This window comes from Bacillus infantis, from assembly GCF_020171945.1.
GTDB lineage: Bacteria > Bacillota > Bacilli > Bacillales > Cytobacillaceae > Bacillus_AB > Bacillus_AB infantis_A.
The window spans coordinates 33,176-57,074 of the sequence record NZ_JAIVAP010000008.1 but is presented as its reverse complement, the minus strand read 5'-3'; the positions used below and the strand labels follow the sequence as shown (position 1 = coordinate 57,074).

Here is a 23,899-nt window from a genome sequence, read left to right as displayed (position 1 = left end):
ATCGCTTATGGAAATCCAGTATATGCTGCAATCATTTTATTCTCTCTTTAGCAGGATATACCTGCTTAATGCGGTATAATAATTGCATTGATAAAAATTTCCTTATCCATAACCATCATACCCACCTCTTCTATTTTTAAACAAAGCAGGCTGAAAATTGAAGCAGGGATACGGGCATGTAAATCAGTAAGCTGGAGGCTGCGATTTTGTCTAAAAAGAAGAAATCATTTTTTCATAATAAGCTGCGGCTTGCAGGGCTGGGCCTGATCATCCTGGCGCTGGCCGGATATGCTGCCTATAATTATACTGCACTCGGAAAGGGTGAACGGGCTGCGGAAGAAAGGTCTGCTGCTTCTAAAGGGGAAAAGGACCTGGAAAAGCTGTTTCCAAATAATATGGAAGAAGAAGCTGTCCAGCAGGCCATCCACGATATGAGCCATCAGAAGGTCAAGGCAGAAAACAAATGGGGCGCGCTGCAGGTCACTCCTGACAGGATCAGCAGGCTCCTGAGTGTTGTCGAGGCCAATGAAATGAGCTATAAGCATTCAAGTGTGTACCTGGATATCCTGGAAAGATGGAATGAAGGTGACTTTTCTTCAGCAGCCAGAGACCATAACAGCATATGGAAGCTCCAGGGCGGAACTGTCGGGGAAGCTAAAGGCCTCCTGAGTAAGGAAGAGGAACAGAAGTATATTGAGAAAAACTTCAAATAAAATCGGCCGCTTCCGGTCAATTAGGGTTTAACCATTGACAAAAAGCGGCCAGCTTTAGTATTATATACTAGTGTCTTATAGAAGACTTGCTTGATTTGCCCTCGTGGTGCAACGGATAGCACGTAAGATTCCGGTTCTTGAGATGTGGGTTCGATTCCTGCCGAGGGCGTACCAAAAGCCTCCTGCCTGTTATAGGGCTGGAGGCTTTTTTTCGTTTGATACATGCTTTACAGCTCCACGGGACGAACACCTTGGAATCATCCGCAATAGGCCGGAATACGAAAAGCTTCTGCTTTCTTTATATATATTCCCATTCAACATTCCCATCCCATCATGTAAAATAGAAGAAGGGGGAATGTGCAATGAACATGAATGCAGGTTTATTTCAGCAGCAGTCGCTTAAGTTGGCGATGACACAGGAGTTGTCCCAGGCGATTGCGCTCCTTCAATATTCTGCGCTTGAGCTTACGGCCTTTCTTGAGAGCAGGGCGCTTGAAAATCCCCTTATGCAGGTGGAGACAGAAACGGTAAGGGCGATGGATCCGCGCCGCGACAGAGTCAGAGGCGCAAACAGCAAGCTGAAAAAGGATGACAGATCTTGGATCGAACAGATTAGGGCAAAAGACAATCTGCTTGAGGACTATTTGATCTCACAGCTTGAAATTAAATATATATCACCTCTGATGGATAAGATCATCAGAAGGATTATTGCAAGTATAGATGAAAACGGTTACTTTTGTGATAGTATCACAGACATTGCGGATGAGCTTTGCGTCAGTGAGGAAGAAGCCGCGGAAGCGCTCGCGGAGCTGCAGCTTTTGGAGCCGGCAGGCATTGGGGCGCGGACGCTCCAGGAATGCCTCCTTTTGCAGGTGCAGCGGCTTTTGTGCCCGGATGAACTCGCTGAAGTGATCATTGGTGAGCATTTTGAATGGTTTGCAGATAAAAAGTGGAAGCCGCTGGCAGCGCTCCTTGGTGTGGAGCTGAAGGATATCCAGCGTGTCTCCGATTTAGTCAGATCGCTCAACCCGAGGCCTGCAGCGGCTTTTTCAAAGGAAAGTGCCGGCTATATTGTCCCTGATGTGGCTGTCAGCTGGGACGGCAGCTCTTTCCTGATAACAGTCCAGGATGAGCAGCTCCCGAAAGTCAGCTTTAACAGCCAGTATTATGAAAGCTTTAAAAGCACTGGCGATAAAGAGGTCAGGAAATACCTCCAGGACCGGTCACAGGACTATAATTGGATTGTCCGCAGCTTGGAACAAAGGAAAGAAACGATTAAAAAGGTTACAATGAAACTGGTAGAAAAGCAGCAGGAATTTTTCATTGAAGGGCCTGCAAAGCTGAAGCCGATGACGATGAAAGAAATAGCAGATGAACTGGAAATCCATGAGTCGACAGTGAGCCGGACGGTCCGTGAGAAGTATATTCAGACTTCTTATGGCACATTTGAGCTGAAGACCTTTTTTACAAGCACAGTGAAAACAACCGGATCCGACGGCGCGTCGTCTGCAGGCGTGAAGCAAAAGATAGCTGCCCTGGTCGATGGTGAGGATAAATTGAAGCCTCTTTCTGACTCGGAGATCATGAGCATACTGGAGAAGGAGGATGCTATCGTCATTTCCAGGCGGACGGTCGCCAAATACAGGGACCAGCTGGGCATCCCTTCATCAGCGAAACGCAAAAGATATGAATGAAGAAGGAAGGAAGTAAAGTTATGGCACGGCATATGCGCTTATATACAAGGGAAGGCTGCCATTTGTGCGAGAATGCTAAGGAAACCATCCTGGCTCTCCAGGCAGACCATGAATTTGAATTAGAGGAAGTAGATATAAGCTCCAGCGATGATCTGACAGAACGGTACGGGCTTATGATTCCGGTCGTTGAACTGGACGGAGAAGAGGTCCAATATGGGCGGATTGATCAATTTACATTATATGAAGCGCTTACAGCAAAAAACCAATCCTAATCAGTTGAATTCGCAAATCACTCCTGCTAGAATGTAATTGTAACAGGGGTGATTTTTTTTGGTTCAAGCGGGACATAATATGTCTATGCGGGACAGAAATTGACCACGTTAGAGCGTTCCTATGTGGAATACTTCTAAAAAAGGGGCATGCGATGGACTCATTGATCGATATACAAAAAAGATTATTGCCTGATTTACTTACTGTTATGCAAAAACGCTACCAAATTCTTCAGTACATAGGTTTTATGCAGCCGGTGGGCCGAAGAAGTCTGGCAGTGAGCCTTGGATCGACGGAAAGAGTGCTTAGAAGCGAGGTTGATTTCCTAAAGAATCAAAATCTTATCTCTGTAGCAAGTTCAGGTATGAATCTGACAGCCGAAGGCAAGGATTTACTGGAAAGACTTGAAAGCATAATGAGGGACATAACGGGTATAGACATACTGGAAGCAAGGCTGAAGGAAGTGCTCGGCGTCCGGCAGGTGATTGTGGTTGCCGGCAACAGCGATGAATCACCATGGGTGAAAAGCGAGCTTGGCAGGGCCTGTGCGGCCAGTATGAAACAGCGGCTTAAGGGCAAGAATACCGTTGCAGTAACGGGCGGATCTACCATGGCGGCCGTGGCGGAGATGCTGACGCCAAATCTTTTTGACGATGAATTGCTGTTCGTCCCTGCACGGGGCGGCATCGGCGAAGAGGTCAAAAACCAGGCGAATACGATCTGCGCCATGATGGCGGAGCACACAGCTTCGCGCCACAAATTCCTTCATGTCCCGGATCAGGTAAGCAAGACGATGTACGAGACAATCATGAAGGAACCCGTTATTAATGAAGTATTGAATCTGATACAATCCGCTGGAATGGTTTTACACGGAATTGGAGACGCTATAACAATGGCGGAGCGCCGTAAAACGACACCGGAGGACTTATTGAAGATTCAGGAGCGAAAAGCAGTAGGAGAAGCATTCGGCTATTATTTCGATGAAGCGGGCGAAGTGGTCCATAAAGTGCAGACCATAGGGCTTCAGCTCAAAGACCTGGCGCATATCGATAATGTTATTGCAGTTGCCGGAGGGTCTTCGAAGGCTAAGGCAATAAGGGCCTATATGAAGCAGGCGCCGTCCTCAACTATCCTGATCACGGATGAAGGCGCAGCAATACAGTTGTTAAAAGGGTAATCCCCTTTAATATAAAACTAACAAATATCCCTACTATCTAAAGGAGGAAATATTAACATGGCAGTTAAAGTTGGTATTAATGGATTTGGAAGAATCGGGCGCAACGTATTCCGCGCAGCACTTAAGAACTCAGAAGTAGAAGTTGTAGCGGTAAACGACCTTACAGATGCAAACATGCTTGCACACCTTTTAAAATATGACACAGTTCACGGCACACTTAACGAAGAAGTTTCTGTAGACGGAGATTTCCTAGTAGTAGGCGGCCAAAGAGTGAAGGTTCTTGCAGAGCGCGACCCTGCTCAGCTTGGATGGGGCGACCTTGGCGTTGAAGTAGTAGTAGAATCTACTGGACGCTTCACAAAGCGCGACGATGCAGCTAAACACTTAGAAGCAGGCGCGAAGAAAGTTATCATTTCAGCTCCAGCTTCTGACGAAGATATCACAATCGTTATGGGCGTTAACCATGACAAATATGATGCAGGAAGCCACCACGTAATCTCAAATGCATCTTGTACAACAAACTGCTTAGCGCCATTCGCTAAAGTATTGAACGACAAGTTCGGAATCAAGCGCGGTATGATGACTACTGTTCACTCTTACACAAATGACCAGCAGATCCTTGACCTTCCGCACAAAGACTACCGTCGTGCGCGTGCAGCTGCAGAAAACATCATCCCAACTACAACTGGTGCTGCAAAAGCAGTTTCCCTTGTATTGCCTGAACTGAAAGGCAAATTGAACGGCGGAGCTATGCGTGTTCCAACTCCAAACGTTTCTCTTGTTGACCTTGTTGCTGAGCTTGACAAAGACGTAACAGCTGAAGAAATCAACGCAGCATTCAAAGCAGCTTCTGAAGGCGACCTTAAAGGAATCCTTGCTTACAGCGAAGAGCCTTTAGTATCAAGCGACTACAACGGAAGCCCTGCTTCTTCTACTATTGATGCATTGTCAACAATGGTTATGGAAGGCAGCATGGTAAAAGTAATCTCTTGGTATGACAACGAGTCAGGCTACTCTAACCGTGTTGTAGACCTTGTAGACTACATTGCAAAGCAAGGCCTTTAATAGGTAAGTTTAAATCAATAAAATGCTATAGCCTGGTCCTGTATTAACTCCGGGAACCGAAGCATTCCTCTAAAACCTTGTTTTATTGGATAAAAAAATAGCGAACATCTATAATGATGGGGAAAAGGGGAGCGGGAAACAATTCCCTCTCCCTTTTCTTTTGAAAAACTATCACAAACTGGGAGGTCCTTTGCCGTGAACAAAAAAAGCGTAAAAGACATTGATTTAAAAGGTAAACGCGTTTTTTGCCGTGTGGACTTTAACGTGCCGATGAAAGACGGCTCTATTACGGACGAAACTCGTATCACAGCAGCTCTTCCTACCATTCAGTATCTGACTGAACAGGGAGCTAAAGTCATCCTTGCAAGCCACCTTGGCCGTCCAAAAGGCCAGGCAGTAGAAGAACTGCGCCTTACACCGGTTGCCAAGCGCTTATCAGAGCTGTTGGGCAAGGATGTAAAGAAAGCAGACGAAGCATACGGTGAAACTGTGCAGGGGATGGTTTCCGAAATGGCTGAGGGCGATGTTCTCCTTCTTGAAAACGTCCGTTTCTACCCTGGTGAAGAAAAGAATGATCCTGAGCTGGCAAAATCGTTTGCAGAGCTTGCGGATGTGTATGTGAATGACGCATTCGGCGCTGCCCACCGTGCCCATGCATCCACAGAAGGCATTGCACACCACCTTCCGGCTGTTTCCGGCCTGCTGATGGAAAAGGAACTGGACGTTCTTGGAAAAGCGATGTCCAATCCGGAGCGCCCATTTACGGCAATTGTCGGCGGAGCGAAGGTAAAGGACAAAATCGGTGTCATCGAAAACCTGCTTGATAAGGTAGATAATCTGATCATTGGCGGAGGACTTGCTTATACGTTCGTAAAAGCACAAGGCCATGAAATCGGGAAATCCCTTCTTGAAGAAGACAAAATCGATCTTGCCAATTCATTTATAAAAAAGGCAGAAGAAAAAGGCGTTAAATTCTATATGCCTGTTGATGTGCTTGTTGCGGATGATTTTTCGGAGGATGCCAATATTAAAGAAGTTTCCATTGAAGAAATTCCTTCAGACTGGGAAGCGCTTGATATCGGTCCGAAAACGCGTGCCATCTATCAGGATGTTATCAAATCAAGCAAGCTTGTCATCTGGAACGGCCCTATGGGTGTGTTTGAACTGAATGCATTTGCAGGCGGAACGAAAGCAGTAGCCGAAGCCCTTGCTGAATCCCAGGATACATATTCGGTAATCGGCGGCGGAGACTCTGCAGCTGCAGTCGAAAAGTTTGATCTTGCTGATAAAATGAGCCATATCTCAACAGGCGGCGGCGCTTCCCTCGAATTCATCGAAGGAAAAGAGCTTCCTGGTGTAACGGCTTTGAATGATAAATAAGCAAAAGATTTGAAAGGATGTGCCGGAATGCGTAAATCAATCATTGCAGGCAACTGGAAAATGCATAAAACCCTGCCTGAAGCGAAAAGCTTCTTAGAGGAAATCAACGGCCTTGTTCCTTCAAAGGAAGATGTTGATACAGTCGTTTGTGCTCCAGCCTTATTTTTAGAGCGACTTGTTGAAAGTGCAGAAGGCCATGACGTCGCTATTGGCGCCCAAAATATGCACTTCGAAGAAAGCGGTGCTTTCACAGGTGAAATCAGCCCGAAAGCCCTTCAGGACATCGGTGTATCTTATGTCGTGCTCGGCCACTCAGAACGCCGTGAAATGTTCAACGAAACAGACGAAGCTGTTAACAAAAAGACTTTGGCTGCATTCAACTATAACCTGACTCCGATCGTTTGTGTCGGCGAGTCGCTCGAACAGCGCGAAAACGGCGAAACAACGGAAATCGTCGGCAGCCAGGTGAAAAAAGCCCTTGCCGGCCTGACAGAAGACCAGGTGAAGCAGACTGTTATCGCTTATGAGCCTATCTGGGCAATCGGTACAGGCAAATCTTCCACTTCTGCGGATGCAAATGAAGTTTGCGCCCATATCCGTAAGGTGGTAGGCGAAGAATTCTCAAGCGCTGCAGCTGAAGCAGTCCGCATCCAGTACGGCGGAAGCGTTAAGCCGGAAAACATCAAAGAATATATGGCCCAGCCTGATATCGATGGTGCACTGGTCGGAGGGGCGAGCCTTGAGCCAAACTCATTCCTTCAATTACTGGAGGCAGGCAAGAATGAGTAAATCCCCGGTAGCACTGATCATCCTGGACGGATTCGCCCTTCGCGGTGAACGGATGGGAAACGCAGTTGCTCAAGCGAACAAACCGAACTTTGAGCGTTATTGGAACAAATATCCCCACTCTACTCTGCAGGCAAGCGGTGAAGCAGTCGGCCTTCCTGAAGGGCAGATGGGGAACTCTGAAGTAGGACACCTGAATATCGGTGCCGGAAGGATCGTCTACCAAAGCCTGACAAGGGTTAACGTGGCCATCCGTGAAGGCGAGTTTGAAAAGAATCAAACCTTTTTAGACGCGATTAACCATGCAAAGGAGAACAATAAAGCTCTCCATCTGTTTGGCCTTCTGTCTGACGGCGGTGTCCACAGCCATATCCACCACCTGTACGCCCTGCTGAAGCTTGCTGCTGATGAGGGATTGAAAAAGGTATATATCCACGGTTTCCTTGACGGCCGAGACGTCGGTCCGAAAACAGCCGAGAAATATATCAAAGAAGCACAGGAAAAAATGAAGGAATATGGCGTAGGCGAATTTGCGACCATCTCAGGGCGCTACTATTCCATGGACCGCGACAAGCGCTGGGACCGTGTGGAGAAATCCTACCGTGCGATGGTGTACGGAGATGGACCAACTTATTCCGATCCGCTTGACCTTGTCGAAGACAACTACAAAAACGGGATTTTTGATGAATTCGTCATTCCATCCGTTATCACTAGGGAAAATGGAGAGCCGGTGGCAACCATTGAAGATAATGACTCAGTCATTTTCTACAATTTCCGCCCGGACCGTGCAATCCAGATTTCCAATACATTTACAAACAAAGATTTCAGATCCTTTGACAGGGGCCCTGGGCACCCGCAGAATCTGCACTTTGTATGCTTTACCCACTTCAGCGAAACCGTTGACGGCTATGTAGCGTTCAAGCCTAATAACCTGGACAACACGATCGGCGAGGTTTTGGCCCAGAACGATCTTAAACAGCTGCGCATCGCTGAAACTGAAAAATACCCGCACGTAACATTCTTTATGAGCGGCGGGCGTGAAGAGAAGTTCCCAGGCGAAGAACGGATCCTCATCAATTCGCCAAAAGTGGCAACCTATGATCTTCAGCCTGAAATGAGTGCATATGAAGTAACAGATGCTTTGTTGAAGGAAATAGAAGCCGATAACTTTGATGCTATCATCCTGAACTTTGCCAATCCTGATATGGTCGGGCACTCCGGAATGCTCGAGCCGACAGTGAAAGCAATTGAAACAGTGGATGAATGCCTTGGCCGCATTGTTGACCTGATCATTCAAAAAGGCGGTCATGCCATCATCACAGCTGACCACGGAAATGCTGACGAAGTTGTCACTCTTGAAGGTAATCCAATGACAGCCCACACCACTAATCCGGTGCCTGTCATCGTAACAAAAGAAGGGGATGAGCTGCGTGAGGACGGAATCCTTGCTGACCTTGCCCCAACCATGCTTGACTTGCTTGGAGTAGAAAAGCCGGTAGAAATGACCGGCACAACAATTCTAAAAAAATAACCAATTTTAAGGAGAGATTTTACTATGCCATTTATCCAGCACGTATATGCCCGCGAAGTATTAGATTCCCGCGGTAACCCAACAGTTGAAGTAGAAGTATTAACAGAATCAGGATTCTTCGGAAGAGCGATTGTTCCTTCCGGCGCATCTACAGGCGAGCACGAAGCAGTTGAGCTTCGCGACGGCGACAAGTCCCGCTACCTTGGAAAAGGTGTTCAAAACGCAGTGGACAATGTAAACAACCTGATCTCTGAAGCGATCATCGGCATGGATGTAACAGACCAAGTCGGAATCGACCGCACAATGATCGAGCTTGATGGTACTGAAAATAAAGGCAAATTGGGCGCTAACGCAATCCTTGGCGTATCCATGGCTTGTGCGCACGCTGCAGCTGAATCTGTAGGCCTGCCATTATACCGCTACCTTGGCGGATTCAACGCGAAGCAGCTTCCAACTCCAATGATGAACATCATCAACGGCGGATCACATGCTGACAACAACGTTGACTTCCAGGAATTCATGATCCTTCCTGTAGGAGCTCCTACTTTCAAGGAAGCGATCCGCATGGGTGCTGAAGTATTCCACGCGCTTAAGAAAGTTCTTTCCGGCAAAGGCCTTAACACAGCAGTAGGGGACGAAGGCGGATTCGCTCCGAACCTTGGTTCTAACCGCGAAGCACTTGAAGTAATCATCGAAGCAATCAAGAGCGCCGGCTATGAGCCAGGCAAAGACATCCTTCTTGGCATGGATGTTGCTTCTTCTGAGTTCTACAACAAAGAAACAGGCAAATATGATCTTGCAGGCGAAGGCCGCACTGGCTTATCTTCAGAAGATATGGTTAACTTCTACGAAGAGCTGGTAAACGAATTCCCAATCCTTTCAATCGAAGACGGACTGGATGAAAACGACTGGGAAGGCCACAAGCTTCTGACTGACCGCATCGGCGGAAAAGTTCAGCTTGTCGGAGATGACCTTTTCGTAACAAACACTAAGAAGCTTGCACAAGGTATCGAGCAGGGCGTAGGCAACTCCATCCTGATCAAAGTGAACCAGATCGGTACACTGACTGAAACTTTCGAAGCTATCGAAATGGCTAAGCGCGCAGGCTACACTGCCGTTGTATCCCACCGTTCAGGTGAAACAGAAGATGCCACAATCGCTGACATCGCTGTTGCAACAAATGCAGGCCAAATCAAAACCGGTTCTATGAGCCGTACTGACCGCATCGCGAAATACAACCAGCTTCTCCGCATCGAAGACGAGCTTGGCGATCTGGCTGTATATGATGGTTTGAAATCTTTTTATAACCTGAAGAAGTAATTCTTTTGGGGGAGACACCAGCCTTTTGGGGCTGGTGTTTTTTTATTTTTTTTAGGTGGCTGTTTGCTTGAGAGTGGTTCTGCGGGGAGGGCGGTCGCAAATAAATCTGGAAAGTCGCAAATATATTTGAAAACTCGCAAATAAATCTCGAAAGTCGCAAATATAGCGAAAAAGTCGCAAATATTCCCAAAAAGTCGCAAATAAACATTTCCCTACTTCATAAATTCCTCCGTAGCAAAGTATGTTGTTCCTTTTTTCTCCCCATTAGATGGCAAACAAGCTCCTTTTAATAGCCTGGAAGCAGCAAAAACCGATTCCACCCCCGAAAACTCCCGAAATCCGCCATTCGTAATCTCCTTCCCAAACAAAAGGAAGTAATCCTGTAACGCTGAGATATGCGCAGACTTGTCCTTTGCCCCGCATTTAGGGCACAGCCATGTCCCATATACTCTTACAGCAGGAATATGGCCGCAGCTGCCGCAATGGACACCCATCCTCACATTATCCGGGCTGATTCTCATCTTGGACAAAATATCAATTTCTTCAGGTGTGTGGTTTTTAATCAGCAGTTTGGAGGTTTTTCTCAGCTCTTTCGCATCCATAAGGGCTTGCTGATATCGCCCGCTCAGTTCTTCCACCTTCCCAAGAAGGCGGTGGCTGTGGATGACCGTTCGGCTGATGGCTGGAGAGTTCGCTTTGAGGACAGTGGAGGGTTTGCTGATGACCACAAGGGCTTCGGCGGGGAGAGGAATGCTGCGTTCCGCAAACCAGCGGGCCAGCTGTTTTTTATGCTGTTCAGCCTGTGCGATAGGATTGGGAAAGCCTTCTTCTTTTTCATCATGAGTGCGGATCATCTGGCTGAATTGCTTATCAAACACAAGGGTGCCAAGTATGTTTTTCACCTCCAGGATTAATGCGAAATGAGCATGCACGACGAGGATGTCAATCTGAAAAAAGCTGCCGGACAGACCGAGCCGCAAATCATGCAGTACTAGATACTCTTTTTCCGGCAGCATCTGCAAATAATAATCCAAAGACAATTCACCATAGTAGCCCGCCCAGCGCTTTGCGAGATCTTCCTTAACACGGAGCCATTCGGGACTCCCTTCCTCCAGGCGCCGAAGCAAAGCTTCCAGGGCTATTATCCGCTCCGGTACTGTTAATTCTTTAACAATCATATCTTCCTCCTTATAAGAATGTATTATCTATTTATTTCGTCCTCCATGCCCTGTCCTCCTTCTTGAGCTGCAAACTAACTCACCCCTCTCCCACACCACCCAACATTGCTATTGTCCAATCCGCCAAAATATGATAAATTAAGAATAATGTGATTGTACGTTTCAGGAGGTGGACTTCATGTACACATTTTTAATTACGCTGTTGATTATTGTTTCAGTTGCTCTTATAGTTGTTGTACTTCTTCAATCAGGGAAAAGTGCGGGTCTTTCCGGCGCAATTTCAGGTGGTGCCGAGCAGCTTTTCGGCAAGCAAAAGGCGCGCGGGCTTGATCTTATACTCCACCGTGTGACGATTGTATTATCTGTACTGTTTTTTGTTTTAACAATTGCTGTTGCTTATTTTGTAAAATAATGAAGCTGCTGCCTGGCCCTGAAGGTCAGGTTTTTTATTTGCCGCCGAACGGAATATTTTTCCTTTCATCACCACTAAGCCGTTTTAGTGGATTGTTGAGCGCGGCTTTGCTAAAAATAAGGAAGCTGAACTTATCAAAGAAATCATTTACATAGCAAAAGGAGTTTTCAAAATGAAGATTGTTGCACCGAAACCATTTACCTTTGAAGGCGGGAAAAGGGCAGTCCTGCTTTTGCACGGCTTTACAGGCAATACTGCGGATGTAAGAATGCTCGGCCGCTTCCTGCAGACCAAGGGGTATACTTGCCATGCACCACAGTATAAGGGCCACGGGGTGCCGCCGGAGGAGCTGGTCCATACAGGGCCTGATGACTGGTGGAAGGATGTTATGGAAGGCTATGAGCTGCTGAAGGGGCAGGGCTATGAAGAGGTTGCAGTTGCCGGGCTTTCGCTGGGCGGGGTATTTTCCTTGAAATTAGGTTACACTGTTCCTATAAAGGGTATCGTTCCAATGTGTGCACCAATGTATATTAAGAGCGAGGAAGTCATGTATCAGGGAATCCTTCATTATGCCAGCGAGTATAAGAGGCTAGAAGGCAAATCCCCTGAGCAGATTGAACAGGAAATGGCTGAATTCAGGAAAACTCCGATGGAGACACTTAAAGCGCTGCAGGAGCTGATCGCTGACGTGAGGAATCATGTGGATATGATTTATTCCCCGACCTTTGTGGCGCAGGCACGCCATGATGCCATGATCAATACCGACAGTGCCAACATCATCTTCAGGGAAGTGGAGAATGATAATAAAAAACTGAAATGGTATGAAGAGTCCGGTCATGTCATCACATTGGACAAGGAAAAGGATCAGCTGCATGAGGATGTATATCAGTTCCTGGAATCGCTGGATTGGACTGTTTAAATCCTTTATTTAGGAGGGATAGCATAGATGGAAAATAATATTAAGCAAATCGTGGATAAGCTTCTCCACTTTATGAAAGATGAAGCATATAAGCCTTTGACCGTCCAGGAGATGGAGGAGGCATTCGGAATCGAGGATTCTTCCGATTTTAAAGACTTTGTGAAGGCCCTTGTGGTCATGGAGCAGAAAGGACTTGTTGTCCGGACTCGGAGCAACCGCTACGGCCTGCCGGATAAAATGAATCTCATTAAAGGTAAATTGTCCGGCCATGCGAAAGGTTTTGCTTTTGTCATACCTGAAGAGCCTGGCCTTGATGATATCTTCATACCGCCGAATGAGACGAATAATGCTATGCACGGCGATATTGTCCTTGCGAGAGTTTCTTCTGAGTCTTCCGGACAGAGGCGTGAAGGGACTGTCGTCAGGATTCTCGAGCGCGGCGTCCAGCAGATTGTCGGGACATATGTTGAAAGCAAGAATTTCGGCTTTGTTCTTCCTGATGACAAAAAGTTCGCCAGCGATATTTTTATCCCGAAATCAGCCTCCAAAGGGGCAATAGAAGGGCATAAGGTCGTAGTCAAGCTGACGACATATCCGGAAGGGCGCAAGAGTGCTGAAGGGGAAGTCATTGAGATTCTCGGCCATAAAAATGATCCGGGCGTCGATATTCTGTCTGTCATCCACAAGCATGGGCTGCCGATGGAATTCCCGAAAGAAGTGCTGGAGCAGGCGAATGATACACCTGACAGCATTGATGAAAGTGAAATCAAGAATCGGCGCGATTTGCGCGATCAAACAATTGTAACTATTGATGGCGCTGATGCAAAGGATTTGGATGACGCGGTTACTGTTACAAAGCTTGAAAACGGGAACTATAAGCTCGGAGTACATATTGCCGATGTGACGTATTATGTGCGCGAGAATACGCCGATTGATCAGGAAGCAGAAGAGCGGGCAACAAGTGTATACCTGGTGGACCGGGTCATCCCGATGATCCCGCACAGATTATCCAATGGCATCTGTTCCCTTAATCCGCAGGTTGACCGCCTGACACTTTCCTGTGAAATGGAAATGGACAGCTCCGGCGAAGTGGTTAATCATGAAATTTTCCAAAGTGTCATTAAAACGACAGAGCGTATGACTTATCATGATGTTAATAAGATCTTGACGGATAAAGACGAAGAGCTGATGAAGCGCTATGAGCCGCTTGTGCCGATGTTCCAGCTTATGGAGGAGCTTGCAGGCGTGCTCCGCAAGAAGCGGATGGGCCGCGGTGCCATCGACTTTGATTTTAAAGAGTCAAAGGTTCTTGTCGATGAAGAAGGAAAGCCGAGTGATGTCGTACTCCGCGAACGTTCTGTGGCAGAGCGCCTTATCGAGGAATTCATGCTTGCGGCGAATGAAACGGTCGCTGAGCATTTCCACTGGATGGATGTTCCGTTCATTTATCGTATCCACGAAGATCCGAAGGAAGATAAGCTGAGAAGGTTCTTTGAGTTTATTACAAACTTCGGTTACATTGTAAAAGGCACTGCAAACTCCGTGCATCCGCGCGCCCTCCAGGAAATCATTGAAGAGGTGCAGGGAACGCCTGAGGAAATGGTGATTTCCACCGTCATGCTGCGCTCGATGCAGCAGGCGAAATATAATCCAGAGAGCCTCGGCCACTTCGGGCTGTCGACTGAGTTCTACACTCATTTCACTTCACCGATCCGCCGTTATCCGGACCTGGTTGTCCACAGGCTCATCCGCACCTATCTGATTGAAGGCGATTTGAGCCAGGCGACAAGGGAGCGGATGAATTCAAGGCTTCCTGATATTGCCGATCATTCCTCCAATATGGAGCGCCGCGCGGTCGAAGCTGAAAGGGAAACAGATGAGCTGAAAAAAGCAGAATATATGGCTGATAAAATTGGTGAAGAATATGATGGAATCATCAGTTCGGTTACAAACTTCGGCATGTTCGTCGAATTGCCGAACACGATAGAAGGTCTGATCCATGTCAGCTATATGACGGATGATTATTACCGCTATGATGAGCGCCATTTCGCCATGATCGGCGAGAAAACAGGCAATGTGTTCCGGATTGGCGACGAAATTACAGTACGCGTCATAAATGTCAACAAAGATGAGCGCTCCATAGATTTTGAAATCGTCGGCATGAAAGGCCCCCGGAAGCGTGATGACCGGGATGCGCCGCGAGTGTTCAAGACAGGCAGCACAGAAAAGAAACCGCGCAGAGGCAAAGCCGGCGAAGGCCCGAAAGGACGCGGCGGCAGCTCAAAAGGCAAAAGCGGCGGCCCCGGCCGAAAAGAGAAAAAGCACTTTGAAAATGCGCCAAAAGCCAAGCGGAAGAAAAAGAAACGCTAAAAAGCTGGAAACCGGAGAGCCATCAAAGTGGCTCTCCTTTCCGATATAGGGTCATGATTGTTGCAGGGAGAGATTTTTGTTAAAATCATTGTAAGAGATTGAGGGGGAAGTTCATATGCCAAAGGGAACGGGCAAGGTTATCGCCCAGAATAAAAAAGCGAATCACGACTATTTCATTGAAGAGACATATGAAGCGGGCATCGTCCTGCAGGGTACAGAAATAAAGGCCATCCGCGCAGGCAGGGTGCAGCTGAAGGATTCTTATGCCAGAATCATCAATGGCGAGATATTCCTCATCAACATGCATGTCAGCCCTTATGAGCAGGGAAACCGGTACAACCATGATCCGCTCAGAACAAGGAAGCTGCTGCTTCATAATAAAGAAATCAGCAAGCTGATCGGCGACACCAAGGAAGCAGGATACTCTATCGTACCGCTGAAGATGTATTTGAAAAATGGCTTTGCGAAAGTTTTGATCGGCCTGGCCAAGGGTAAAAAGAATTATGATAAACGCGAAACATTGAAAAAGAAAGAAGCAGGCCGTGATATTGAACGGGCATTCCGTGAACGGCAGAAAATGTAAAGCCAAGACTTAACAATTGATATCCGTGCTGTATATGATATAATAAGTATTGTAGCAGCGATGCTGCCTGACTTACGCTCTTCTATTTCGAGCGCTCCCGGCGTCAAACCGAGTGGCAGAATAAGATTCGCACCGGCTCTCAGCGGAAATGAAGCTTAGGCTCATTTGCCCAATATGGGGACGTTACGGATTCGACAGGGATAGTTCGAGCTTAGGTTGCGAGTCGAGGGGATCGGCCTCGTTAAAACGTCAACGCCTATAACTGGCAAACAACAAAACAACTTCGCTCTAGCTGCCTAATAGCGCTAAGCGGTTCCTCCCTCCATCGTCCATGTGGTAGGGTAAGGGACTCACTCTAAGTGGACTACGCCGGATTCCACCGTCTGAGGATGAAGGAAGAGAATAACCAGACTAGCTGCACGGACGCCTGTCAGCAGGCATAAGATGCAGCGAAACGCAAATATGCTGACTACACTCGTAGAAGCTTAAGTGGCGATGTTTCTGGACGTGGGTTCGACTCCCACCGTCTCCACCATACATACTTTGGTGGATTAAATCTTAAATTATAAAGCCTGGATTTTCCTTAAGGAGGATCCAGGCTTTTTTATTTGCTTAAAAAACTTTTTCTCATAACAAAACACATGCCAACTTCTTTATAAAGGCCCTTATAATAATGGTTATTCATGTATATTACCCAATAATATAGAAAAATTAACCATTAAATTAGTAAAAAATACTCATATTTTAACAAAAATGTATTATTATACAAGAGAGATATAAAAAATCAGTTTGAAAGGGGAACTTATCTTTGACTTTTTATTCCATCCTGCTTACAGTGCATATCATTGCCGCGGTATGCGGCCTGGGTGCTGCTTTTGCGCAGCCAATCATCTCCAAGGCGCCCAAAACAGTCTCACAGGCAAGGCTTTGCATCCTGATCAATGAGAGGGTAGAGAAACTTGCAAAGTACGGAAGCATTACACTATTAATTACCGGTTTGATTTTTGGAGCTTTGAATCCTGCACTATTTAAAGAAGTCTGGTATATCATTTCTATTATTATCTTTATTTCGGTCCAGCCTATTGTAGCGGCAGTCCTGCCGAAAAAAATCAAAGCACAGCAGGAGATTCTTGCTAATCATGGAGTCAAGGACGAATCCCTGCCTGATTCTTACCACCGCATAAATAAAGAACAGCAGCCTTTCACATTATATACACACTTAGCAGCAGTTGCTTTGATTGTTCTTATGGTGATGAAGCCGTTTTAAGATGAACAGCCTCCGGATAAATCATTTCTATTTTGCTGAATTTATTGCTATTCTACAATAAAAGATGATCCGGGACGTGATAGCTTGAATATTTTTGGCAGCAATCTTGGGAAAAAAATTAAAGATCTAAGAGTTTCAAGGGGCCTCAAGCAGAGTGAACTGTCAGAAGGCATCTGCACACAGGCGCAGATCAGCAAGATTGAGCGGGGGGATATCATTCCGCTTTCTTCCACACTTTACCTCATTGCCCGGAGGCTTGGTGTGGATATTTCCTATTTCTTCGGGATGAACGGGATTGCCAGCAATGAATATGTTGAAGATGTGATGGAACAGCTCTATACAGCCAGAAAGGAGCTCGATTATATTGAGCTCAGGAGAATTGTGGCTGTTGAGGAAAAGAACCCGCAGGTGCTGGAAAACCCTGAATACCATCAGGTGCTTCTTTGGAATAAAGGAATATATACTTTTTACTTGGAAAAAGATTTTGAGAGAAGTATTTCAATCCTGCAGGAAGCTATTGATCTGACCCATAAAAACGCCTCGATCTGGACCGAATCCGAGCTTGAGATTTATATCAGCATGGGCATCTTCCACTATGATATAAAAGAATTCCAGCTGTGCTATGATTGGCTTGAAAAAGCGTCTCTTGTTATTAAAGAGCTGCCGCAGCTGCAAAACAAGGATTTGAAAACAAAAGTACTTTATAATCAAGCAAGAAGTTTATGGGCCCTTCACCAATATGGAAAGGCAATAGATTACTGCTATAAAGGCATTGACTGGTGCGTGAGGGCAAATCTGCTGGACTATTTAGGGGAGATTTATTATTATCTGAGCATAAGCTATGAAGGCTTGAAAGATTACAATCAGGCGATTGAGCACTATGATATAACGATTAGCATCTTTAAAGCACAGAAGGATGATAGATTCGTTTCTTTTATTGAAGGCAAGATCGAGAATTTAAAAGAGTCAATGAAGAAATCTTAACAGAAAAGACCTGCCCTCCCGGCAGGTCCTCTTCAACTATGAGCGCAATCCCCTATTCCAAACCTCTGCCTTAGCCAGTGCAATCTGGTCTTCCTTCACCTCGCCGGGCTTGACGCCTGCGCCGATGATATAGTCGGCGAATTCCATGCCGACAAATTCAAATATGTATTCAAATTGCTGGATGAGCGGCAGTCCCTTGATTTTTGCGCTTGTGCCGCCTGTTACGGCTACATATGCTTTTTTCCTGGCGAGCTCTTCTTTTAAATTGAAGCGTTCGTCGCGAAGGTATTGGGACCATCTGTCAAAAAAGTCCTTCATCGGGCCGCTCATACCGTACCAGTACAGGGGAGTGGCAAACAGGATGACATCATGGCTGAAGATCAGCTCGATCAATTCGTCATAGTCATCATGAATCGGATCAAAGCCGCCTTCAGCATGGCGCTGGTCGTGGATTGCTTCAATATGCATATCAGCCAGGTGAACAATAGTATGGTCTGTTCCTTCAAGGATTTTTCCTGCCAGATATTCTGAATTGCCATTTTTGCGGGTGCTTCCCAGCAAGCATAAAGTTTTCATCTTCACATGCTCCTTCACTTAAGTTCTTTTTGCTTAAGTGTAACACGGAAATAAGCAGTTTTTGAAGGAAAGCAAGTTTGAGGATAAGCAGAAGCGTTTTGTATATAATGAGGGCAGGAGGATGATGAGAATGGCAAATATGATAAAAACAGAAAAAGAGTTCAGGGAAATAGTCGAAAGCGGGGAAACAGTGACAGTGAAGTTTTTTGCTGGCTGGTGCCCGGACTGCAAAAGGATGGATATGTTCATGCCGAGCGTGCTTGAGGAGTTTCAGGAGTTTCCTTTATATGAGCTGAACAAGGACGAACTGCCTGACTTGGCTGCTGAATATAATGTAATGGGCATTCCAAGCCTGCTGGTATTCAAGGACGGCGAAAAGCTTGGACATCTTCACAGCGCGAATGCGAAGACACCAGAACAGGTATCAGAATACCTTGGCGAGTATTATAGCAAATAAGCAAATAAAAGCCGGGAGGACTGCTCCCGGTTTTTTTATTTTTTGAACAGAGAACTGAAAATTGAAGCTGGCAGCTAAAAATGCTATGTTTGGAAAACGGGGAATCAGGGTAGTTAATAGAGTTAATGGAGAGCGGTGGGTAAATTTTCCTGAGGACAGGAACCGCACACAGCTTAAAAAAGGCAATAATATATAAGGATGTTTATACATAAAGAGTAAGCAGGACCGATGAAAAGGAGAGAAGCCATGATAGAGTTTGAGGGTGTGACAAAAGAGTACCCGGGCGGAACGAAGGCGGTAGAGTCCCTGGATTTTACCATAAAGAAAGGGGAATTCTTCGTGCTGATCGGGCCGAGCGGCTGCGGCAAGACAACGACGCTCAAGATGATCAACCGGCTGATCGATCTCACGAAAGGGACGATCAGGATAGAGGGGAAAAGGATCAGTGAGTATGATATCCACGAATTAAGATGGAGCATCGGCTATGTGCTGCAATCAATCGCACTCTTTCCGCATATGACGATCGAAGAAAATATAGCCATCGTCCCGGAATTGAAAAAATGGGAGCGGGAGAAGATCCGCAAGCGGGCGGCAGAGCTGCTGACTATGGTCGGGCTCGAGCCGGAGGTATATTTGACGAGGAAGCCGAGCGAGCTTTCCGGAGGGCAGCAGCAGAGGATCGGCGTCATCCGCGCCCTTGCAGCCGACCCTGAGATCATTCTGATGGACGAGCCTTTCAGTGCACTTGACCCTTTAAGCAGGGAAAAGCTGCAGGACGATCTGCTTGATCTGCAGCGCAATATTAAGAAGACGATCGTGTTTGTGACGCATGATATGCAGGAAGCTCTTAAACTGGGAGACAGGATTTGCGTCATGAAGGAAGGGAAGATCGTGCAGCTGGCTTCGCCTGAGGAAATCATTGAAAAACCGGCAGATGACTTTGTGCGTGAATTTGTCGGTGCACAGGCAGGCGCAGGCCGGGAGATTACAGCTGAAAAAATGATGAAAGCCGGATATGCCGAAAGTGTTTCTGCTGAAGCGGTCGCAGCTTCGGCCAGTTTAAAGGAAGTGCTGGAACTGCTGACTGACAGGGAAGAGATACCTGTTGAAAAAGACGGGACCATCGTCGGTTCAATCAGCCGCAGGGAAGCCATCAGGCATATGGCAGGAAGCTTAGGGGAAAGGGGGGCTCTAAATGAATGATTTGGCCGGTGTATTTAAAGAGAGGCAATCCGAGCTTTTCAGTGCACTCATAGAACATATACAAATTTCATTTATTGCGCTATTCTTTGCTGTCCTGATTTCAATACCGCTCGGAATTTATCTGACGAGGCATAAAAGAGCAGCAGAGGCAGTCATCGGCGTCACAGCGGTGCTGCAGACCATTCCTTCCCTCGCCCTGCTTGGGCTCCTCATCCCGCTGTTTGGGATCGGGAAAGTGCCTGCAAGCATTGCGCTGATCGTCTATGCGCTTCTTCCGATCCTGAGAAATACATACACAGGCATAAAAGAAGTGGAGCCTTCGCTTATTGAAGCGGCAAGGGCCATGGGGATGAACAGCTGGAAACGGCTCATAAAAGTAGAACTGCCCCTTTCCATGCCAGTGATCATGGCAGGGATCCGGACGGCAATGGTCCTGATCGTCGGTACAGCAACTCTCGCAGCTTTGATTGGTGCAGGAGGCCTTGGGGATATCATCCTTCTCGGGATAGACCGGAACAATACGTCCCTCATTGTACTGGGAGCGATCCCGGCTGCACTGCTGGCCATACTATTTGACCTGCTGCTGAGAAGGTTCGAAAAGATTTCATTCAAAAAATCCCTGATTCCGCTGGGGGCAATCGCTCTGGCAGCCATTGTCATCATGGTTCTGCCGTTTGTTTCAGGCAAAGGAGAAAAAGATTTGGTGATTGCCGGAAAGCTTGGATCTGAACCGGAAATCCTGATCAATATGTACAAAATCCTCATTGAAGAGGAAACTGATATGAGTGTTGAATTGCAGCCTGGACTAGGCAAGACCTCTTTTGTGTTCAACGCGCTCCGTTCAGGTGATATTGATATATATCCTGAGTTCACTGGAACAGCCATTTCGGAATTTTTAAAAGAGACGGCAGTGAGCACAGACCGGCAGGAAGTGTATGAGCAGGCAAGGGACGGCCTGTCAGAAGAGTTTGAAATGGAGATGCTGGAGCCGATGGATTATAACAATACATATGCCCTGGCTGTCCCGGAAGAGCTGGCCGCACAATATGGACTTGAAACAATATCAGATGTAAAAGCGGTGCAGCAGAATATCAAGCCGGGCTTTACGCTGGAATTTTCCGACAGGGAAGATGGCTATCGTGGTATTCAAGAACTGTATGGCATAGAATTTCCAAATGTGAAAACGATGGAACCAAAGCTCCGCTATAGTGCCGTTGAAACAGGCGATATCAATATGGTGGATGCTTATTCGACGGACAGTGAGCTGGAAGCTTACAATCTGAAGGTGCTTGAAGATGATAAAAATCTATTCCCTCCTTACCAGGGGGCTCCTCTTTTAAAGAAAGAGACACTTGAAGATCATCCGGAAATTGCAGATAGCTTAAACAAACTGGCAGGAAAAATCACAGACGACCAGATGCGTGAAATGAATTATAAGGTCAATGTTGATGGAATGAGTGCTGAGGACACAGCCAGGGAATTCCTCCAGAATGAAGGGCTTATAGAGTAAGGGGCTTCCTGGGTGCCCGGCTGCCAGTCGGTGTCCGTTTAAAAGCGTTTAAAAATGCCTGTATGCGGGAATAGACTATTAAGTGCTACTTAATCAGAAACACTAGTCTCACTTTACAAATCTCACAGGAGGTGGTTAGAGTGGCACAGGATGTATTATGTGAAGTAGTCAATTGCAAGTTTAACCGCAACGGCAGGAAATGCGGGGCGGACGAAATTTTTGTCGGCGCGATCACCGGAAAGAAAGCGAGCACCAATGAAGAAACCGACTGTAAAACTTTTGAGCCTGAATAAGCACTGCGGCAGCCTTGGATGAAGGCTGCCGCTACATAACGGCCTGCCGGACAAAAGTCCTGGCAGGTTTTTTCTGGTTAATACTGCCCATCTTCCGGTTTATATTCTTTTTCTACCTGGGTTATGGTACCATTAAAGCAAAAAATTAACCTGGTGAATATAATGAACTCAGATATTTTCAGTTATATTGTTCTGATCTCTGTGTCCGGAGTCCTGACAAGCGTTTTGGGCATGTATGCCTTTGCTAAAAGAAAAACATTTTCTGCCGGCAATATCTTTGTCTGGATTGCGGTGACCTCGGCCATCTACATATTCGGACATGCTTTTGAGCTGACTGCTGATTCGCTGGCAGAGATCAAGTTCTGGATCGCCTTTCAGTATGCGGGCCTGCCCTTTATTTCCCCTATCACTTTAGTCATGGTCATGAGATTCACCGGTCTGGACAGGTATTTGACCAGCCTCAATCTCATTATTTTTTACACCATTCCTTTCATCAGCATGGTAATGGTGCTGACAAATGATTGGCATGGGCTTTTTTACACCCAATATCATCTGCATCATGAGGGATCATATCTGCTTGTGGATATGGATGTGGGCTTTTGGTATGTGATCCATGGCAGCTTTACATTCGGCAGCCTTTTTGCTGGGGCATGCATGGTTGTATGGTATTGGAAGAGAGCTGGATTCGCCTACAGAAGGCGGCTTATTACCATGTTCGCGGGACTGACAATCCCCATGACTGCCTCTTTCCTTTATTTAATGGGGTATTCCCCTTACGGCATGGATCCTGTTCCAATGGTGATGTGCCTGACATCCTTTTTATATTTGCGCTCCTTTTTCATGGACAGGCTGACAGCTGCGCCGATCGCAAAGGAGCGTGTCTTTGAAAGCATGAGGGACGGTGTTATCGTTTTTGCCCAGGATGATGTACTTGTGGACTATAATCCGGCGGCAAAGGAAATGCTGCCAGGGCTTGATTCCAAGCTGATCGGTGAAAATATGAAGGTGGTTCTCCAGTCAGCTGCCGGATATTCAGGGGCCTGGGCTGCTGGCGGCAGCTATTCAGGCATTCATAAATTTGAGGGTGAGACAGAAGTTTATCTCCAGATTCATTCTTTCCCGATAAAAAAAAGCAGCGGCGAATTAGCCGGTACCACGGTGATCCTCAGCAATATCACCAAGGAAGTACAGCTAAGGCAGGAACTGGAGGAGCTTGCTTTTAAAGATGGGCTGACAGGCATTTATAACCGGACCTATTTCATTGAGCAGAGCGGCAGGCTTCTTCAGGAAGCTGAAGCTGCCGGGGGAACCATGTCAGTCATTTTATTTGATATCGATTTCTTTAAGAATATCAATGATAAGTATGGACACCTGCAGGGCGATGAAGCGCTTCGGCATATAGCGCGGGTCAGCGGAAGCCGCCTTGGCGGGGATTCAATTTTTGCCCGCTACGGAGGAGAGGAATTTGTCATTTGCCTCCCTGGTGCCAATCTTGAGGCAGCGGCAGAGAAGGCGGAAAAAATCAGGGCCGGAATCGAAGAGGAGCTGCTGATTTCTGAAAAGGGGATGATTCCCCTTACGGCAAGCTTTGGGGCGGCAGAAACAGCTCCGGGAATGACGCTCGAACGCCTGCTTCACAATGCAGATACTGCTTTATATCAATCAAAATATGGAGGCAGAAACAGAGTTACATGCTGCGATTCACCTGTTTCCGTATTATAGCCTGGCTGCCTGAATGGCAGCCTTTTGTGTTTTATATACTGGTTATATGATAGAATTCTGCACCAAGTTGAAACAGTCGATATTATATACAAATTTGAAAAACTGTGTCATTTATGTTTACAATTAAATAGGGATGGGTAAAAAGTTGGACAATTATAAAGGAGGGAAGGCTGCAAAGAATCATTGGTTTGGGATTTCATTTTTTTTGTTTCAGCCCTATTTTGGGCAGGCAGCTTGGCGGCCTCGACCGCATTTGCTGCTGAGTATCTGGCAACTGCGAAAGCCTGCTCAACACATTGATTTGCTGAAACCGCGAGATTATGGCCAAATTCCTCAGCGCCATATAAAGCAAATCAATCTTTCAGGAATCTACCTGTCTTTGAAATTCCCGCATATATCTGCATCTGCCATTGGCAGAACTCTTGTCAAATACCATTTGCAAATTAAATCGTATATGCCTGGCTGCTTATGAAGCTACAGCCTGTTTTT

23 protein-coding genes, 1 tRNA gene and 1 other RNA gene are annotated in these 23,899 nt (G+C 46.6%); 23 read left to right on the top strand and 2 right to left on the bottom strand.

Translation table 11 applies throughout. The features are described from left to right. Positions 1-206: 206 nt before the first annotated feature. The 10 genes from LCM00_RS12845 (at position 207) to eno (ending at position 9,936) form a co-directional block, all read left to right on the top strand. On the top strand, positions 207-713 hold the full coding sequence (locus LCM00_RS12845; RefSeq protein WP_224902471.1) for a DUF6241 domain-containing protein: 507 nt from the start codon (positions 207-209) through the stop codon (positions 711-713). 97 nt (positions 714-810) lie between these two features. After that, a tRNA-Arg gene (locus tag LCM00_RS12840) sits at positions 811-882 on the top strand. 193 nt (positions 883-1,075) lie between these two features. Beyond that, complete coding sequence (rpoN, locus tag LCM00_RS12835) at positions 1,076-2,407, top strand: RNA polymerase factor sigma-54 (RefSeq protein ID WP_224902468.1); 1,332 nt, start codon at positions 1,076-1,078, stop codon at positions 2,405-2,407. Between the two features lie 20 nt (positions 2,408-2,427). Further along, positions 2,428-2,679, top strand: coding sequence for a glutaredoxin family protein (locus LCM00_RS12830; protein WP_224902466.1), 252 nt, complete (start codon positions 2,428-2,430; stop codon positions 2,677-2,679). A gap of 152 nt (positions 2,680-2,831) precedes the next feature. Then, entirely contained in the window at positions 2,832-3,854 is a 1,023-nt protein-coding gene (locus tag LCM00_RS12825; RefSeq protein WP_224902463.1) for a sugar-binding transcriptional regulator, read from the top strand. A gap of 57 nt (positions 3,855-3,911) precedes the next feature. Next, complete coding sequence (gap, locus tag LCM00_RS12820; RefSeq protein WP_094768528.1) at positions 3,912-4,919, top strand: type I glyceraldehyde-3-phosphate dehydrogenase; 1,008 nt, start codon at positions 3,912-3,914, stop codon at positions 4,917-4,919. Between the two features lie 195 nt (positions 4,920-5,114). Then, a complete protein-coding gene (locus tag LCM00_RS12815; protein ID WP_224902460.1) occupies positions 5,115-6,299 on the top strand; it encodes a phosphoglycerate kinase in 1,185 nt (394 codons plus the stop codon). Between the two features lie 27 nt (positions 6,300-6,326). Then, positions 6,327-7,088 carry a triose-phosphate isomerase gene (gene tpiA / locus LCM00_RS12810; protein ID WP_224902456.1) on the top strand — a complete coding sequence of 254 codons (762 nt, stop codon included), beginning with the start codon at positions 6,327-6,329 and terminating at the stop codon, positions 7,086-7,088. Next, positions 7,081-8,616, top strand: coding sequence for a 2,3-bisphosphoglycerate-independent phosphoglycerate mutase (gene gpmI / locus LCM00_RS12805; protein WP_224902453.1), 1,536 nt, complete (start codon positions 7,081-7,083; stop codon positions 8,614-8,616). Before tpiA ends, gpmI begins: the two co-directional genes overlap by 8 nt. Before the next feature lie 24 nt (positions 8,617-8,640). Next, positions 8,641-9,936: a phosphopyruvate hydratase gene (eno, locus tag LCM00_RS12800; RefSeq protein WP_009793079.1), complete on the top strand. Its 1,296-nt coding sequence runs from the start codon at positions 8,641-8,643 to the stop codon at positions 9,934-9,936. A gap of 212 nt (positions 9,937-10,148) precedes the next feature. Here the strand turns inward: eno and LCM00_RS12795 are convergent, their stop codons facing one another. After that, the gene (locus LCM00_RS12795) at positions 10,149-11,114 is read right to left on the bottom strand and encodes a nuclease-related domain-containing protein (protein ID WP_224902452.1); all 966 of its coding nucleotides are present in this window, start codon (positions 11,112-11,114) and stop codon (positions 10,149-10,151) included. 178 nt (positions 11,115-11,292) lie between these two features. Between LCM00_RS12795 and secG the strand changes: the two genes are divergently transcribed. The 7 genes from secG (at position 11,293) to LCM00_RS12760 (ending at position 17,649) form a co-directional block, all read left to right on the top strand. After that, positions 11,293-11,526, top strand: coding sequence for a preprotein translocase subunit SecG (gene secG / locus LCM00_RS12790; RefSeq protein ID WP_224902449.1), 234 nt, complete (start codon positions 11,293-11,295; stop codon positions 11,524-11,526). Positions 11,527-11,698: 172 nt separating this feature from the next. Next, a complete protein-coding gene (locus LCM00_RS12785) occupies positions 11,699-12,445 on the top strand; it encodes an alpha/beta hydrolase (protein WP_224902447.1) in 747 nt (248 codons plus the stop codon). 27 nt (positions 12,446-12,472) lie between these two features. Further along, complete coding sequence (gene rnr / locus LCM00_RS12780; RefSeq protein ID WP_224902445.1) at positions 12,473-14,815, top strand: ribonuclease R; 2,343 nt, start codon at positions 12,473-12,475, stop codon at positions 14,813-14,815. Between the two features lie 115 nt (positions 14,816-14,930). Further along, positions 14,931-15,398 (top strand): SsrA-binding protein SmpB, encoded by a 468-nt coding sequence (gene smpB, locus LCM00_RS12775; protein ID WP_148974016.1) that lies wholly within the window; start codon positions 14,931-14,933, stop codon positions 15,396-15,398. 176 nt (positions 15,399-15,574) lie between these two features. After that, positions 15,575-15,933, top strand: a transfer-messenger RNA (tmRNA) gene (gene ssrA, locus LCM00_RS12770). Between the two features lie 273 nt (positions 15,934-16,206). Continuing rightward, entirely contained in the window at positions 16,207-16,665 is a 459-nt protein-coding gene (locus LCM00_RS12765; RefSeq protein ID WP_224902443.1) for a DUF2269 domain-containing protein, read from the top strand. Between the two features lie 84 nt (positions 16,666-16,749). Further along, entirely contained in the window at positions 16,750-17,649 is a 900-nt protein-coding gene (locus tag LCM00_RS12760) for a helix-turn-helix domain-containing protein (RefSeq protein WP_224902441.1), read from the top strand. 36 nt (positions 17,650-17,685) lie between these two features. Here the strand turns inward: LCM00_RS12760 and LCM00_RS12755 are convergent, their stop codons facing one another. Further along, entirely contained in the window at positions 17,686-18,225 is a 540-nt protein-coding gene (locus LCM00_RS12755) for a flavodoxin family protein (protein WP_224902439.1), read from the bottom strand. 130 nt (positions 18,226-18,355) lie between these two features. Between LCM00_RS12755 and LCM00_RS12750 the strand changes: the two genes are divergently transcribed. The 6 genes from LCM00_RS12750 (at position 18,356) to LCM00_RS12725 (ending at position 23,882) form a co-directional block, all read left to right on the top strand. Further along, a complete protein-coding gene (locus LCM00_RS12750) occupies positions 18,356-18,682 on the top strand; it encodes a thioredoxin family protein (RefSeq protein ID WP_224902437.1) in 327 nt (108 codons plus the stop codon). Between the two features lie 246 nt (positions 18,683-18,928). After that, complete coding sequence (opuFA, locus tag LCM00_RS12745; RefSeq protein ID WP_094768536.1) at positions 18,929-19,885, top strand: osmoprotectant update ABC transporter ATP-binding subunit OpuFA; 957 nt, start codon at positions 18,929-18,931, stop codon at positions 19,883-19,885. Further along, positions 19,878-21,395 carry an osmoprotectant update ABC transporter permease/substrate-binding subunit OpuFB gene (gene opuFB / locus LCM00_RS12740; protein WP_224902435.1) on the top strand — a complete coding sequence of 506 codons (1,518 nt, stop codon included), beginning with the start codon at positions 19,878-19,880 and terminating at the stop codon, positions 21,393-21,395. Before opuFA ends, opuFB begins: the two co-directional genes overlap by 8 nt. Positions 21,396-21,535: 140 nt before the next feature. Beyond that, positions 21,536-21,688 (top strand): DUF1540 domain-containing protein, encoded by a 153-nt coding sequence (locus tag LCM00_RS12735; protein WP_224902431.1) that lies wholly within the window; start codon positions 21,536-21,538, stop codon positions 21,686-21,688. Positions 21,689-21,850: 162 nt separating this feature from the next. Beyond that, the gene (locus LCM00_RS12730) at positions 21,851-23,410 is read left to right on the top strand and encodes a histidine kinase N-terminal 7TM domain-containing diguanylate cyclase (protein WP_224902428.1); all 1,560 of its coding nucleotides are present in this window, start codon (positions 21,851-21,853) and stop codon (positions 23,408-23,410) included. A 145-nt stretch (positions 23,411-23,555) separates the two neighbouring features. Next, on the top strand, positions 23,556-23,882 hold the full coding sequence (locus LCM00_RS12725) for a hypothetical protein (RefSeq protein WP_224902425.1): 327 nt from the start codon (positions 23,556-23,558) through the stop codon (positions 23,880-23,882). Positions 23,883-23,899 lie beyond the last annotated feature (17 nt).

Bases quoted from the DNA above. Each gene is read 5' to 3' on its own strand.
- LCM00_RS12785 (WP_224902447.1), top strand. From the start codon at position 11,699: ATGAAGATTGTTGCACCGAAACCATTTACCTTTGAAGGCGGGAAAAGG.
- secG (WP_224902449.1), top strand. From the start codon at position 11,293: ATGTACACATTTTTAATTACGCTGTTGATTATTGTTTCAGTTGCTCTT.
- rnr (WP_224902445.1), top strand. From the start codon at position 12,473: ATGGAAAATAATATTAAGCAAATCGTGGATAAGCTTCTCCACTTTATG.
- eno (WP_009793079.1), top strand. From the start codon at position 8,641: ATGCCATTTATCCAGCACGTATATGCCCGCGAAGTATTAGATTCCCGC.
- gap (WP_094768528.1), top strand. From the start codon at position 3,912: ATGGCAGTTAAAGTTGGTATTAATGGATTTGGAAGAATCGGGCGCAAC.
- LCM00_RS12830 (WP_224902466.1), top strand. From the start codon at position 2,428: ATGGCACGGCATATGCGCTTATATACAAGGGAAGGCTGCCATTTGTGC.
- opuFA (WP_094768536.1), top strand. From the start codon at position 18,929: ATGATAGAGTTTGAGGGTGTGACAAAAGAGTACCCGGGCGGAACGAAG.
- rpoN (WP_224902468.1), top strand. From the start codon at position 1,076: ATGAACATGAATGCAGGTTTATTTCAGCAGCAGTCGCTTAAGTTGGCG.
- LCM00_RS12730 (WP_224902428.1), top strand. From the start codon at position 21,851: ATGAACTCAGATATTTTCAGTTATATTGTTCTGATCTCTGTGTCCGGA.
- opuFB (WP_224902435.1), top strand. From the start codon at position 19,878: ATGAATGATTTGGCCGGTGTATTTAAAGAGAGGCAATCCGAGCTTTTC.
- gpmI (WP_224902453.1), top strand. From the start codon at position 7,081: ATGAGTAAATCCCCGGTAGCACTGATCATCCTGGACGGATTCGCCCTT.
- LCM00_RS12755 (WP_224902439.1), bottom strand. From the start codon at position 18,225: ATGAAAACTTTATGCTTGCTGGGAAGCACCCGCAAAAATGGCAATTCA.
- smpB (WP_148974016.1), top strand. From the start codon at position 14,931: ATGCCAAAGGGAACGGGCAAGGTTATCGCCCAGAATAAAAAAGCGAAT.
- LCM00_RS12795 (WP_224902452.1), bottom strand. From the start codon at position 11,114: ATGATTGTTAAAGAATTAACAGTACCGGAGCGGATAATAGCCCTGGAA.
- tpiA (WP_224902456.1), top strand. From the start codon at position 6,327: ATGCGTAAATCAATCATTGCAGGCAACTGGAAAATGCATAAAACCCTG.
- LCM00_RS12750 (WP_224902437.1), top strand. From the start codon at position 18,356: ATGGCAAATATGATAAAAACAGAAAAAGAGTTCAGGGAAATAGTCGAA.
- LCM00_RS12825 (WP_224902463.1), top strand. From the start codon at position 2,832: ATGGACTCATTGATCGATATACAAAAAAGATTATTGCCTGATTTACTT.